This window comes from Acetobacterium wieringae (genome assembly GCF_026646375.1).
Classification (GTDB): domain Bacteria; phylum Bacillota; class Clostridia; order Eubacteriales; family Eubacteriaceae; genus Acetobacterium; species Acetobacterium wieringae_A.
On record NZ_JAIPPU010000010.1, the window covers coordinates 17,955 to 32,254 of the forward strand.

Sequence of the window (14,300 nt, forward strand, 5' to 3'; positions counted from 1 at the left end):
GCACCAGTTTCGAATTAATATGAACCACAGCATTTCTATGGGAGCTCCTGTGGTTTCAGTTGATCAGCGTATGACGGCGTTCAAAAAAGACATTGCCATTAACAGTGGCCCCAACATCTGCGTTTTCTTTATTCTCGACCCAAGTCGCCTGAAAATCCAGCCAGTAGAACTCCTCGCCTGAAATAAAAAACCAATAAGATTAAATTTACCCATAATAACATCATCGCCAAAGACTGGCGCAAGCAGAAAGAAGCGAGGTCAGATGAAAGAAACAGTCTTAATCATTAATATCGCCACCCTGATGGTAACCTTATTTTTAGTGTATGTCAGTTACCGGCATCGTCGGGATAAGGGCGGGCTACCATTTTTATGTACGATGGTGCTGCTGTTGTCCTGGGTGGCCGGTTCCACCATTGAATTGTTTGCGCAAAGCTATGAGGCCAGGGTATTCTGGCGAAATTTTATTCAAATCGGGATGGCCTTCATCCCCATTGCCAATCTCTGGTTTGTCATTGAATATACTGAAACCAAAAACAAATATCTCAACGATACGGTGTGGCTGGCAGCAGCAATCAGCCTGATCGGAATTATTTTGACCTTCACGAATCCATTGCATCATCTGATCCGCAAAACCGTGGAGATGGTTGAGTCAAACGGTCACTGGAGCCTCTATGTGGAGCCGGCATTCTGGGGCAATATGTTTGTGCTGTTGCGTTTTGCCCTGATGTTGTTTTCGATCATTATTCTGATACTATTTCAGATCCGCATTTTCAGAAGTGGTCAGAAGCAGGTTCTCTATATTCTGATCGGGTTTATTCTAGCACTGACACTGTTACTTATCAAAAACTACCTGATGGTCGAAACCGCCGAAACGTTTCCGATGTCGGTGATCTTTTTGATTCCCAATCTATTTATCGCCTATAGCGTCTATCGCCACGATTTTTTAAAGATTGCACCGTTGGCCAAGGATTGGATCATCAACTCCCTGCCAGATGGGATCGTGGTGTTATCCGCAGCCGGGGAGATTGTGGAGGTGAACCCGTCAGCTGCGGCATTTTTCGAGCAGTTTACTGAACCAGAAGCGGCCCAAAGTAATCACTTTTTATCAGGCACCAAGCTCATAAATCGTGATTTTGCCAGATATTCGGCCTTCCTTCACGGCCAATCATTATGGCAGGAGGGCTTAACGCAAAGAAAAAACGGCAGCGTCGAGCTGGAGCTGGACACGCCTGATGGAGCCAGACACTACTTTGAAATTGATCTGCATCACTTTATCAATGACCGCCACCATTATTCCGGCAGTGTCTCAGTGATCCGCAACGTAACCAGCTCCCGGCTCGAACGACAGACCCTGAAACAACAGGCCGAGATGGATCGGCACATTCAGGTGCTTAACAAACAGGCCTACATTGATTATGTCAATGCATCAGTTGCCGACCCAGTGTCACTACTAATTATCGACATTGATAAGTTTAAATCCGTCAATGACCAATACGGCCACCCCATCGGTGATGCGGTGATCTTAAAGGTGGTATCCGCCATCAAACAGTGTATCCACAAGGACGATCTGATTGGCCGGATTGGCGGAGATGAGTTCAGCCTGACCCTCTTGAACTGTAGCAACGAACAGACCCGATCCATCATCCGGCAGATTTTTAAGCAGGTTCAAAAAGAAACCGCCGACATGCTTCATGAAAAGGTCACCGTCAGCATCGGGGTCTTAACCGGTCAGACCTTGCCGGATTGCCCCTTTGAAACGCTGTATCAAAAAGCGGATGAAGCCTTATATGCAGCAAAAAAATCAGGGGGCAATCAGGTAGTTTTTTATCAAAACTAAAAAAACACCGTAACAATTTAAAACGCAGCTCACGGTGAATGACGATGCCATAAATAAAAACAAAGTCATGGATTAAAATCAATCCATGACTTTGTTTACGTTTTTAACTCATTCATTATTATCTTGAATTGTTTCATTATCTGGCGATTTGCGTTCTTTTCTGATAGCTGCGAACCACACAAGACAGGCTGAAGCAAATCACAAAATAGCCAACCGCCAACACCGTAAAGATCATAAAAACTTCTGGGGTGGTCGTATAGCGTCCCATTACCACAAATCCGCTGCGAGTATACTCGGGAATTGCAACAACCTGCAAGAAAGAAGTATCTTTAACGGTTGTGATGACCTGCGAAAGCAGGGAAGGCACAATACTTTTAAAACATTGGGGTAAAACGATGTAGATCAATGTTTGAATCAGCGTAAACCCCTGGGATTTTGCAGCTTCGAACTGGCCTTCGGCGATCGAGTTTAAACCGCCACGGACAATTTCCGCAATGACCGCAGACGTATATAAGGTCAAGGCTAACCCGCCGCGAATGACAATGGTGCCATAGGGAATCATAAAGCAACACACCAGAATCCAGAGCAGTAAGGGTGTATTTCGAAACATCTCAATATAGAACCCAGCCAATTTGCCAAAAAAGCGTTTTTCATAAGTTCGTAGCAAAGCCAGTATGGTTCCAAAAACAATCGAAATAATGACAACCGATACTGAAAGCGCTAAGGTTAACGCCATGCCTTTGGCCAGAAATTCTACATTTGAAGGCGTAAATACATTTTCAAAAACCTCTAACATGTTACGGCCTCCTCACATGGATCATAGAGAATACGGGTCGTGTCATTGCGTTTGAGACGTTCTTCATATTTTCTTGCCCAGGTTGCCAATGGGAAACAGAGTATAAAATACAAAAGACCGGCAAAAACATAAGATGGCCCATAATCGAGACTGGACGATGCCCATGAATCAGCCATATACATCAGATCAAAACCAGAAATCATCGCCAGAACGGAAGTGTTTTTGATCAGGTTAACCGCCTGATTGGTAAGCGGCGGGAGAATAATTTTAATCGTTTGGGGCAGAATAATATAGCGCATATACTGAATATAAGTAAAACCCTGGGACTTGGCAGCTTCGACTTGTCCCTCCGGAATGGAAGTAATTCCCGTTTTAACAACCTCGGAGACATAAGCACCATGATAAATTCCGACGCCCAAAACACCGATAACAAATACACTTAGCCGTAGTCCCGCAATGGCCAGACCATTATACAAAAAGAAAACCTGAATAACCAGGGGAGTGTTTTGAAAGAACTCAACATAAATCCTTGCGATCCCACGCATTACTTTATTGTTTGAAGTTGAGATAACGCCAAAGATAATACCCAGAACAAGAGCAAGCATTAAGGCGAGGGCTGCGACCTCAATAGTTCGCAGAAACCCTTCGCCAAACATTTGCCATTCTCCAAACATCTTCTCCCAACGCCATAAGGCAAAAGGATTAGAACTATTCATTAATAATTAAGTCCCCACTTCGTGATCAGACCTTCGATCGTGCCATCTTCCAACCATCCATTGATATAGCCGTCAACTGCTTCAGTCAGAGCGATATTATCAAGTTTTGAGGTAACACCATATTGCTGTGGTGAGAAGCGGTCTGGTAGGATCATGGTTGTATCATCAACATACCCACCAAGGATTGAACCATCGACACAGAAAGCATCAACGCGTCCAGAGTCTAAAGCTGCCTTGATTTCTGGATAAGTTGCATATTCTGAGAATGATACCGTAATACCTTTTTTATCTGCGACTTTTTGAACGGCATCTTTGGAGGTCGCGCTTTGAGCAACACCGATTACTTTGCCATTCATGTCAGCTAAACCTTTGAAACCGGCATCTTTTTTAACTAACAGACCAACCGCATCTTCGTAATACGGGGTCGAGAAGTTGTACGTTAATTTTCGTTCGTCCGTAATCGTAAACGTTGCGATGACGAGATCAACTTCACCATTGTCTAGTAATGGCCCACGAGTTTTGGCTGTTACCGGAGTTAATTCGTAGGCATTTTCATCGCCGAGAATTGCTTTGGCCAACAGCTTGACAAGATCAATTTCAAACCCTTCGATTTCACCAGTAGCGGTGTTACGCAGCCCAAAGTTGGGAACGTCTTCTTTAACACCGACTCGTAAAACACCAGCTTTAACAACTGCGTCCAAACTGCCATCAGTAGTAGCATTATCCTTTGAACCAGTTGACGACGAGCAGGCTGCCAAAGTAAACACCAGGCATAAAACAAGCAGAGCAGAGAGTACCTTTTTCATAGTCATTTTCCTCCTAAATAAAAATATAATAACTAATATCGATTGCGACATTAGACATTAACGCAGAATCTTACTGAGAAAGAGTTTTGTTCGTTCCTCGGTTGGGTTTTCAAAGAAATGTTCCGGCTTTCCTTCTTCCACAATCCGGCCATCGTCCATGAAGATAACCCGATCGGCAACCACGCGGGCAAAGCCCATTTCATGGGTAACCACTACCATGGTGATGTTTTCCTTCGATAACTTGATCATGACATCCAACACTTCCTGAACCGTTTCCGGATCCAGCGCTGATGTTGGTTCATCAAATAGGATAATCTTTTTTTCGGTTGCCAGGGCTCTGGCAATGGCGACTCGTTGTTGTTGTCCACCGGATAAGGTTGACGGATAAGCATTTTCCTTTTCACTCAAGCCGACAATCGCCAAGTATTTACGGGCTTTTTTGATGGCTTCTTCTTTGGGCAATTTTTGCAGTTTAATCGGTGCCAGGGTCAGATTTTCCAGAACGGTTTTATGAGGATACAAGTTAAAACTCTGAAATACCATCGCCGATGTTTGTCGCACCAGTTGAATTTTATTTTTTTGCGTAAGTTCTTCACCATCAATAAAAACATGCCCGGAAGTAGGTGCTTCCAGAAAGTTCATACAACGAACGGTGGTGCTCTTACCCGAACCTGACGGTCCGATAATAACTAATTTTTCACCCTCCGCGACCTCCAGATTAATATCTTTTAACACATGATGCTCACCAAAAAATTTATTCACATCTTGAAGTTTAATCAACTATTCTTCCTCCAAATCTAATGACAATAGCCAAAAAAAGAACTTCCATAAAATATACGCATTGTGTTATAGTATATTTGAAGCTCTGTCGCTACATAAAGTATTTTTAAATATAAAAAACCCTTTTACAATAATATTATGAAGAAGACCTTTTGTCAAGCGTTTTAAAATGCATCATTAAGTACGTTAATGTTGAAATAAACTGAATAAGCAATTGCGTTTTGGGTATAATCAAGAATAACTTTGAGTGGAAAGAAGGCGGAAAAATGGGTGAAAAAATAACAACTGTTCAGTACAAAGGCAATTTAAATGAGGTTTATCGAGTCGCTGACAAGGGCGTCGGCAATGCTTATAACGAATATGTTATTCGGACTAAAGATGATGATCCAGTTGAGCTGGCAAGAATTAAGTTTCAAAAAGGATCCAGAAACGAACCCATATCGGAGATCGGCGTCATTGATTCCGATTTGCTTGAGATTGTCAGAGATCGCTTAAAGCTATTCCAGGAAGGGGAGTTCGAGTGTACAGAGAATGCGATGGCCTTGGTACACATTGAGACAGCGATCATGTGGTTAAACCGTCGGGTGGAAGATCGGATCAAACGAGATGTCATCGGAACCCATAAGAAATAAATGCGCGTAACAACGACAAAGGTTGGCCATCGGGTTAAAACCCCAGTGGCCAACCTTTTGAATGTGTTGGTATAAACTAATCAGGTTAATAGATTCAGTACCGACGCATATAACTCCTGGGTATTCTCTTTCCAGCGATTGCAGATATCCAAGGCCAGTTTCAGGGTCGGGGCATTTAAGGCGATCTCCATTAAAACCATGTTGTTTTCCTGAAGTTTTAGTTCCACCAGATAATCGGTTTCGCCCAATTTCTGATAGTTTGCGGTAATTTTCACTTCTTTAAAAATCTTGGCCCGGTTTTCTTTTAAGTAAAGATCAATCATCTCAGTAATATAAGTGGGGATTTTATCGTTAAAAACCGTCAGGGTTTCTTTGCCCATGGGGGATAAGCTCAGCACGGACTTACCGTCATATTCCAGTGTTGAAAGAAAATCGTCCTTGATCAGATCATCAATGTAGAGTTGGATATCAAAATAGCCAATCTGTAGGTTTTCAATAATGATCAGGGCAATCTGCTCCCGGGTTAAAGCGGTTTTGATTTTTTGTAGGACATAGAGTATGATTAGTTTATCTTCAGCCTGTTGGGAAGAATTAAAGAGCATAAATATCACCACCTTTATATTGCTAATGCTATTGTAACACATCAATTGGGGAATTTCCCTATTTCTGTGTAAAAAAGAGGAGAAAATGAAAAAAGTAATCAGCGGTCACCAGCCCAACGTTCTCAACGACACGATCACTAACTTAGGACAGTCCCTGGGTGCCACGGCCATCGGCTTCTCTGATCTGACCATCCTGCCGGAACAGAAGCGGATGGGCTTTGACCGGGCCATCACGATTCTGGTCAAACTGTCCGACGGCATTTTAAATCAGATCGGAGAGGAGCCGACCCAAACCTATTTCAGTCATTACCGCAGTGTCAACCGCCTGCTCGATGATATCAGCCTGCGCCTGCTGCTGACACTGGAAGCCCAGGGTTATCCCAGCGTGGCGATCCCGGCATCCCAGTCGGTAGCCGATCCTGATGATCCCTACACCGGCGCCTTCCAGCATAAAACCGCCGCCGTGTTGGCGGGGCTGGGCTGGATCGGCCGCAGTGCCTTGTTTGTTCACCAACGCTACGGCCCCCGGGTGCGGCTGGCCACGGTGCTGACCAATGGGCCCCTTGCTGTCGGCGAACCGGTTACTGCCAGCGCCTGCGGCAGTTGTCGTGTCTGTGTCAGTGCCTGTCCGGCCCAGGCCATTGAAGGACAACTGTGGACTCCGGGAATGCGCCGCAACCAGCTTTATGATGCCTTCGCCTGTAGCCAACAGATGAAAGAGGCCTACCAGCATATTGGTCGGGGAGCAGTCTGCGGTCTTTGCATGGTTCGCTGTCCGATCGGCCAATAATTTCGAAAAATTCTTAAAGAGGTTTTTTTTTCAGTGAAAGTATTATATAATAGGTAAGGAGAACTGCCGGCTGGTTTTGCTGGCAGTTTTTAAATTGTAAAGAAACAGAGAGAGATGTTGAATAAGTTTATTATAGAGGCTGTTTTAGACGACAGCATTTTTAGTGAGATGGATGTTACTCCCGGCGACTGTCTGCTGTCGATCAATGGCATGCCAGTCACCGATATTCTCGACTACCGCTATTTGATCGCCGATGACTGCTTAGTGGTGGAAATTGAAAAACCGGATGGCGAAATCTGGGAACTGGATATTGAAAAAGAATATGAGGAAGATCTGGGGGTGGTTTTTCCCGAAGCGATGATTGGCACGAAAACCTGTAAAAATAATTGCGTTTTCTGCTTTATTGATCAGCTGCCCCAGGGCATGCGGGAAAGCCTTTATGTTAAAGACGACGATGAACGGTTGTCTTTCTTAACCGGCAATTATATCACAATGACCAATCTGACCCCGGATGAACTCAACCGGATTATCCGCTACCGGATCATGCCGATGAACCTGTCGATTCATACCACCAATCCCGAATTGCGGATTAAGATGCTTAAAAACCGTTTTGCCGGGGATGTGATGCGCTATCTGGAAACCTTTTATGAAAACGGCATACAGATGAATGGCCAGATTGTGCTGGTACCTGATTATAATGACGGCCCCGAACTGGAACAGACGCTTAAGGATTTAAGGCGGTTTTATCCGGTGCTGCAGTCGGTCTCGGTGGTTCCGGTGGGCCTCTCCAACCACCGTCAGGGTCTCGCCGAGCTCCGGCTTTTCACCCGGGAAGAAGCCCGGCAAACCCTGGCAATAATCGAAGCCGTCCATGCCAAAATGGAAGCCCAGCATGGTGATGGTTTTGTCTATCCCAGTGATGAGTTTTACCTGCTGGCCCAGCAGCCAATTCCCGACAGTGAGTATTATCACGGTTTCCCCCAGATTGAAAACGGGGTGGGGATGATGGCTGATTTTAAGACGTCACTAACCGAGGCCCTGGCTGATTTTAAAACCCCTAAAGCTCTCGATCAGCCTAAAAAAATCGGATTGATCACCGGTACGGCAGCGGCCACTTATCTGGACGAACTGGCATCTATCATCACAACCGCCGTGCCTGGGCTGACGCTTTTAGTTTTCCCGATTACCAACCACTTCTTTGGCGAAGCGATTACCGTCTCCGGCCTGCTCACCGGCACCGACATCCTGGCTCAACTAGAATCCCGTCTGGTCCAAGATCCATGCGATTTGCTGATGCTGCCGGAAAACGCCCTGCGCAGCGGTACCCATACCTTGCTCGATGACTGGACCCTGGAAAGCCTCAGTGCCGCCCTGGGCGTCACCATTGCCGGGGTTCCCCTTGATGGTCGGGCCCTGCTAAAACACTGCACCGCATAAATAATGCTGAATCATTCAGCCAGAAATTAATACTCCGAACAAAACTTGCTTTGTGTTCAGTTTCCCCAAACAATTGTGTAACGTGTAGGCGAACAGGACAAGAAATTGTTGTCCGCCCTAGTGCAACAATTGTTTCGTGCGAAACGGGATGCAAAGTTCAAAGCACTTTTGCAAGTGCCACAAAATGATAATAAATGAAATGAGGAACCACTATGCCAAAACCTATCGTCGCAGTGGTGGGCCGCCCCAATGTGGGCAAGTCCACCCTGTTTAATAAATTAGTCGGCGAACGAATCGCCATCGTCGAAGACACCCCCGGGGTAACCCGGGATCGGATCATTGCTGACGCCGAATGGCAAAACCACCATTTTACCCTGATTGACACTGGCGGAATCGAACCCCATAGCAAGGATGATATCCTGTTGCAGATGCGGGTTCAGGCCGAGGTGGCCATTGATATGGCCGACCTGATTGTCCTGCTGGTTGATGGTCGGGAAGGAATGACTGCCTCAGATCTGGAAGTCGCCAATATGATCCGTAAACACGACAAGGATGTGATACTGGCCGTTAATAAAGTTGACAGTCAGAGCCTGGAAAATAACGTCTTTGAGTTTTATAACCTCGGCATCGGCGAACCGCTGGCCATTTCGGCAGAACAGGGGTTGGGACTGGGGGATTTTCTCGATGAGATCATTAACCGCGTCAAGCGTTATTACGATGAAGACGAATCCGAAGATGAACGCCTGCGGGTGGCCGTCATCGGCAAGCCCAACGTCGGCAAATCGACCCTGATTAACAAGGTGCTCGGCGAAGACCGGCTGATAGTCAGTGATATTCCCGGCACCACCCGGGATGCCGTCGATACCAGCGTCCGCTATGATGGCGAAGATTACGTCCTGATTGACACCGCCGGATTACGGCGCAAGAAAAAAATCTATGAAGATATTGAGCGTTACAGCATTGTCCGGGCCATTGCCGCCGTCGAACGCAGTCAGATCGTCCTGATTCTGATTGACGGCTCCCAGGGCGTCACCGAACAGGATGCCAAAATTGCCGGAATTGCCCATAATCGCTCCAAACCATCGATTATTATCGTCAATAAATGGGACGCGGTGGAAAAAGACAATAAAACCATGAAAAAGATGGAAGGGGATATCCGTGATGCCTTGTCCTTTATGGACTATGCGCCAATCATCTTCATCTCGGCCAAAACCGGTCAGCGCCTCGGCAAAATATTTGAAACCATTGAATTTGTCAAGGCTCAAAGCGCCAAACGGATTACCACCGGAAAGGTGAACGAAGCCCTTGCTGAATTTGTGATGATGAAACAGCCCCCCTCCAAACATGGTCGGCGTCTGAAACTTTTTTATGCCTCCCAGGTGGCCATCAATCCGCCAACCTTTGTGGTCTTTGTCAATGACATGACCCTGGTTCATTTTTCCTACCAGCGTTATCTGGAAAACAAGATTCGGGAAACCTTTGATTTCTTCGGCACCCCGATCCGTCTTTTTATCCGGGAACGAACGGAGTAAAGGGTACCCCATCCAAGCTTCTTGACCAATCAGAATTTTTGCACCTCGTAAACAGCAGCTGTTTGCGAGGTGTTTTCTCTGTCAACCCCAGAGTATATGTCACTTTTGTTACTTTTGTCACAAAACGGGTAAGTAAAAAATGGGCGATTCATCAAAACAAGGATAGGAAATGACACAGAAATGACACAACAAACCCTTAAGATGTCATCATGTTCCAAATTGTAAAGATGAGGTGAGAAAATGGATTGGAAGAAAATTGCAAAATGGTCTCGTTTACTGGTACTATTGGGTTTGCTGATCTGGGTTGTTTATGAATCCTATATGCACCAGGTGCTGGGTGGGGGTAAGGCCCCATCCGTTCATGCACTCTGTCCCTATGGAGCCCTGGAAAGTCTTTATACATTGCTGCTGACGGGTAGCTTTGTCAAGAAAATTTACTCAGGAACAGTGGTACTCCTGGGGATTACGATTGTTCTGGCGATACTGTTTCGCCGTAGCTTCTGTGGGATGCTGTGTCCTTTTGGAGCCCTCCAGGAATTATTCCAAAAGTTGAGAAACATCACCATTAAAAAACGGTTTGTGATGCCAGAAAAAGTCGATGGTATTTTACGTTACTTAAAATATGTAGTACTGGTTTTAACTGTTTTAATGGCATGGCTATTTGGCACACTGTGGATGTCCCCTTATGATCCTTATGCAGCTTTTTCACATATTGCCGTCATTGCTGGCTCGATCGAAGAGGATCCCTTGGCTATTATCGGTTTTCTGCTGCTTTTGGTTACAGTCGTCGGATCATTCTTTTATGACCGGTTCCTCTGCAAATATCTGTGTCCGGCAGGAGCCTTTTATGCCATCATCGGAAAAATCAGCCCGACCAAGGTCACCCGCAACAACGATCTGTGTGTCCACTGTAAAAAATGTGATAAAACCTGTCCGGTCAACATCAAAATTGAACAAAGCGACAAGGTAACCTCAGCAGAATGCATCAACTGTAATGAATGTGTGCTGGAATGCCCCGTTAATGGTGCTCTTGAAGTCAAGGTTGCCAACAAAACGGTGGCGCCGATGGTTATATTGGTTCTGGTAGTGGGTCTTTTCTTTGGCAGCATTGGCATTGCCCAGCTTACCGGGAATTTTGAAATTCTGCCCAAAGCAGTGGCTGAGGGTCAAACGATCCCTATTTATGAGGTTAAGGGTTATAATACCATTGAGGAAGCAGCAGTTTTGACCGGCCTGTCGTTGGATCAGGTCTATGAACAGCTGGCTATTCCCAAAACTGTGCCTAAAGAAACCCAATTCAAGAATATTGCCTCTGTGGCTCCTGGATATCAATTTGATCAGGCCAAAGCCAATGCCGGTGGATCAGAAAATACCGATATCCAAGTCAGCGAGGAGAAAACCAGCGGGTCTGTCGATGTCAGCGGAATCAAGGGCTCGATGACAATACAGCAGGCCATCGACAGCTTGGGCATGGAGCAGACTGAATTCTATGCTTTATTCAAGATCCCTGAAGATATTCCCACTCAAACGTTGATGAATGCGATTGTGAATCAGGTACCAGGTTATGATTTCCAGCAGATCAAAGCCAGCCTCACGTCTTCGTCAGAAACCAGTGTAGAGTCCACTACCGCAGGTGCAGTGGATGTCAGCGGAATCAAGGGCTCGATGACAATACAGCAGGCCATCGACAGCCTGGGCATGGAACAGGCTGAATTCTACGCCTTATTCAAAATTCCCGAAAACGTCCCCCCAGAAACCCTTTTAAAGGAAATATCTACCCTCTCGCCCGGGTACGATTTCCAGAGCATCAAGGACTCGCTCCAATAAAACAGTAAACTCTAGGCGGTCAGAAGTTTTTGTCATTGTCATCAATAAAAATACTTTTTCAGAACAACTCTGACACAGAATTGACATATTATTGTTTTATAATATAAGTAACAAATAAATCTGAAGAGAGGAGGAATAACTAATGAAAAAAAGACTTATTTTAGTCGGTGCAGTAGCCTTAACCTTATTGACAGCAGGCAGTGCGATGGCCGCACCAAGATCAGGCAACGGAACCTGTGACGGCACTGGACTGGGAATTGGAAACGATGGCGTCCGCCAATACGTTAACTGTGAAGTTGACGGTGATGGTATTTGTGATCTCGGAACCCAACCACAAGATGGAACCGGCATGCAGTACCATGGACAAAGATAAAACATTCTTATTTATTAGCCCCTAAGACCTTCAATCATTGAGGGTCTTTTTTAGTTGTTTGGTTGATTAAAAAGCAAAAGATCGTTTAAAACATCGCATTTTTGTCGTATAATAGCTTTATCAGATAAAAGAGTTTTTTCAAAGGAGGCTACATTGAATCTAATCGACGTATTTAACCTAACCCCAACCGACGTCATCACCATTACGGGTGGCGGTGGCAAGACCTCCCTAATGTTTGCCCTGGGCAGAGAACTCACTGCTGCTGGCCAGGCCCATGTAATCACCACCACCGCCAAAATCTGTGTTGCCGATGTGAACCCGGCGCAGGTGTTGATTGATTCGAACATCGATACCATTATTGCCGAAATAAAAAAAGACCCCGCCAAAGAATGGGTCATTGGCCGGGAAACCGTCGCCCAGCAGAAAATTGCCGGATTTGATGATACCAATCTGTGCAAGCTTCATCAGGCGTTGTCCCCATTGGTAATTATTAATGAAGGCGATGGCTCCAATCGACGTCCCTATAAATTTTATGCTGACTACGAGCCGGCCATTCCGACCTTGACCACCAAAATCATTCATGTGATTGGAGCTGAAACCTTTAGGCAGCCGATCGATGAAACCTTATTTCATCGCTCCCAGCTGTTTGATGGGGAAGAACCCGTTTTTGATGAAGCGGTCTTAAAACGCACTCTTGAAACGTTTAGTCGCACCAAGCTTAATCCCCACTTTGATCAGACAATTGATCGCATTCTACTGATCAATAAGGCCGATGGAGCCCAGCTGGAGAATGCTCGACAAATGGCACAAATCGGCAAAATGATATTTCCCCGCTGCTTGATCAGTTCCCTCAAAGAAGGCTGGATCAAAGCCTGCTGATACTCACATATAAAAAGTGCGATTCGCACTGAGGTTGTCAATAAACTCCCTACCGACCAATTGTTAATCTGTTGTATGCGCGCAATTCGTACAGTTGCGTTTAATAATTCGGCTAAATATAGCCGTTTCTTTGCAACTGTTCGCCTTGAGGCACACAACACGATATAACAATTGTCGGTACTATGTTATCTTTTTTAACAGTCTGAGCGCGATTTGCACTTTTTTTATGTGGTGAGTTTGTGGTTACGATCAGAACGTTAAAAACTAAAGGCCGTTATTTTGGATCATATCAGCCAGATTTTTGATTTTTTCCTCAATTTGAGAAATAATTTCCAAAAATTCGGCATCGCTTTTTCCGGTTGGGTCATCAAGTCCCCAGTCTTCAGTATACTGACCGGGCAGGTAGGGGCAGACCACATTGCAGCCCATTTTGATGACAATGTCAATTGGCGGCAGTTCGGTGAGTAGCTTTGAATACTGGGTCGCTTCCATATCAATGCCGTAGCGTTCTTTAATCAGGCGGACGGCATCCTGGTTGATTTGCGGTTTGGTCTCGGTGCCAGCAGAATAGCTATCAAATACATCACTGGCAAATTTCTTTCCCAGGGCTTCGGCCATCTGGCTGCGGCAGGAATTGTGGACACAGATTAAGGCAACTTTAGGTTTGTTCATACGTTCTCCTAAATGGTAAATTTAATATGAAGGTTTATAATTATTTATCAGATCAACGACGTTTTCACGGATTTTATCCCGTAGATGACGGGCTTTTTCCAGTTGTTCTTCTGCGGTACCCGTATAATCAGCCGGATCTTCAAAGGGCCAGTCGAGGACATTCATCACCAATGGAAAAACCGGGCAGCGTTGACCATTTTCCAGATCACAGACCTTAACGATTATGGAATAGAGGCGCCCCTCTTTAAAATAATCAAACACTGAATTAGTCGTGTTTTGACTGAGATCATAGCCAAGTTCAGCCATCACCTTGACAATCAGGGGATTAATGGTGCCCGGTTCCAGGCCAGCACTTTCGGCAATGAAATGTTCTTTCCCTAAATCATTTAGAAAAGCCGCTGCCATCTGGCTGCGGGCAGAATTATGGACACAGACAAATAGTACTTTTATCATCAATTGGACTCCTTGCAATAAGATTTGTTCTTAAGCATAACATATCAAAAGAAAGCGCGCGAGCTTGATTATGTTAAATTTTATCGTTTCATTTTTTTTAGCACAAAAAATAGCAGTTATGTTAAAACAACATAACTGCCACAAGGTGGAATTGATTTACCAGTTTTT

At 45.2% G+C, this 14,300-nt stretch carries 15 protein-coding genes; 8 read left to right on the top strand and 7 right to left on the bottom strand.

The genetic code is table 11. The features are described 5' to 3' along the window. Positions 1-262 precede the first annotated feature (262 nt). Entirely contained in the window at positions 263-1,837 is a 1,575-nt protein-coding gene (locus Q7P33_RS10150) for a diguanylate cyclase domain-containing protein (protein WP_303870011.1), read from the top strand. A 136-nt stretch (positions 1,838-1,973) separates the two neighbouring features. Here the strand turns inward: Q7P33_RS10150 and Q7P33_RS10155 are convergent, their stop codons facing one another. Genes Q7P33_RS10155 through Q7P33_RS10170 form a run of 4 tightly spaced genes read right to left on the bottom strand, consistent with a single transcriptional unit; the run spans position 1,974 to position 4,935 of the window. Further along, complete coding sequence (locus tag Q7P33_RS10155) at positions 1,974-2,633, bottom strand: amino acid ABC transporter permease (RefSeq protein WP_303870014.1); 660 nt, start codon at positions 2,631-2,633, stop codon at positions 1,974-1,976. Continuing rightward, positions 2,627-3,349: an amino acid ABC transporter permease gene (locus Q7P33_RS10160; protein ID WP_303870016.1), complete on the bottom strand. Its 723-nt coding sequence runs from the start codon at positions 3,347-3,349 to the stop codon at positions 2,627-2,629. The genes Q7P33_RS10155 and Q7P33_RS10160 overlap by 7 nt, the downstream gene beginning before the upstream one ends. Next, entirely contained in the window at positions 3,349-4,161 is an 813-nt protein-coding gene (locus Q7P33_RS10165) for a transporter substrate-binding domain-containing protein (RefSeq protein ID WP_303870018.1), read from the bottom strand. The genes Q7P33_RS10160 and Q7P33_RS10165 overlap by 1 nt, the downstream gene beginning before the upstream one ends. Positions 4,162-4,212: 51 nt before the next feature. Further along, entirely contained in the window at positions 4,213-4,935 is a 723-nt protein-coding gene (locus Q7P33_RS10170) for an amino acid ABC transporter ATP-binding protein (RefSeq protein WP_303870020.1), read from the bottom strand. Between the two features lie 266 nt (positions 4,936-5,201). Between Q7P33_RS10170 and Q7P33_RS10175 the strand changes: the two genes are divergently transcribed. After that, positions 5,202-5,567, top strand: coding sequence for an ABC transporter ATPase (locus Q7P33_RS10175; RefSeq protein ID WP_303870025.1), 366 nt, complete (start codon positions 5,202-5,204; stop codon positions 5,565-5,567). An 80-nt stretch (positions 5,568-5,647) separates the two neighbouring features. Here Q7P33_RS10175 and Q7P33_RS10180 read toward each other — a convergent pair whose 3' ends face one another. After that, positions 5,648-6,169, bottom strand: coding sequence for a DUF4364 family protein (locus Q7P33_RS10180; RefSeq protein WP_303870027.1), 522 nt, complete (start codon positions 6,167-6,169; stop codon positions 5,648-5,650). A gap of 85 nt (positions 6,170-6,254) precedes the next feature. Here Q7P33_RS10180 and Q7P33_RS10185 point away from each other — a divergent pair, with 85 nt between their 5' ends. From Q7P33_RS10185 to yqeC, 6 genes are all read left to right on the top strand, one after another. Further along, entirely contained in the window at positions 6,255-6,959 is a 705-nt protein-coding gene (locus tag Q7P33_RS10185; protein ID WP_303870029.1) for a 4Fe-4S double cluster binding domain-containing protein, read from the top strand. A 114-nt stretch (positions 6,960-7,073) separates the two neighbouring features. Next, positions 7,074-8,396: a DUF512 domain-containing protein gene (locus tag Q7P33_RS10190; protein ID WP_303870031.1), complete on the top strand. Its 1,323-nt coding sequence runs from the start codon at positions 7,074-7,076 to the stop codon at positions 8,394-8,396. A 212-nt stretch (positions 8,397-8,608) separates the two neighbouring features. After that, positions 8,609-9,928 carry a ribosome biogenesis GTPase Der gene (gene der, locus Q7P33_RS10195; RefSeq protein WP_303870035.1) on the top strand — a complete coding sequence of 440 codons (1,320 nt, stop codon included), beginning with the start codon at positions 8,609-8,611 and terminating at the stop codon, positions 9,926-9,928. A gap of 240 nt (positions 9,929-10,168) precedes the next feature. Further along, positions 10,169-11,755 (top strand): 4Fe-4S binding protein, encoded by a 1,587-nt coding sequence (locus tag Q7P33_RS10200; RefSeq protein WP_303870036.1) that lies wholly within the window; start codon positions 10,169-10,171, stop codon positions 11,753-11,755. Positions 11,756-11,897: 142 nt separating this feature from the next. Then, positions 11,898-12,128, top strand: a complete 231-nt coding sequence (locus tag Q7P33_RS10205) for a hypothetical protein (RefSeq protein WP_303870038.1) — start codon at positions 11,898-11,900, stop codon at positions 12,126-12,128. Positions 12,129-12,281: 153 nt separating this feature from the next. Beyond that, positions 12,282-13,007, top strand: a complete 726-nt coding sequence (gene yqeC, locus Q7P33_RS10210; protein ID WP_303870040.1) for a selenium cofactor biosynthesis protein YqeC — start codon at positions 12,282-12,284, stop codon at positions 13,005-13,007. Between the two features lie 264 nt (positions 13,008-13,271). On the opposite strand, the gene Q7P33_RS10215 is transcribed toward yqeC, so the two are convergent. Then, positions 13,272-13,679, bottom strand: coding sequence for an arsenate reductase ArsC (locus Q7P33_RS10215; RefSeq protein WP_303870041.1), 408 nt, complete (start codon positions 13,677-13,679; stop codon positions 13,272-13,274). Between the two features lie 21 nt (positions 13,680-13,700). Further along, complete coding sequence (locus tag Q7P33_RS10220) at positions 13,701-14,132, bottom strand: arsenate reductase ArsC (RefSeq protein WP_303870043.1); 432 nt, start codon at positions 14,130-14,132, stop codon at positions 13,701-13,703. Positions 14,133-14,300 lie beyond the last annotated feature (168 nt).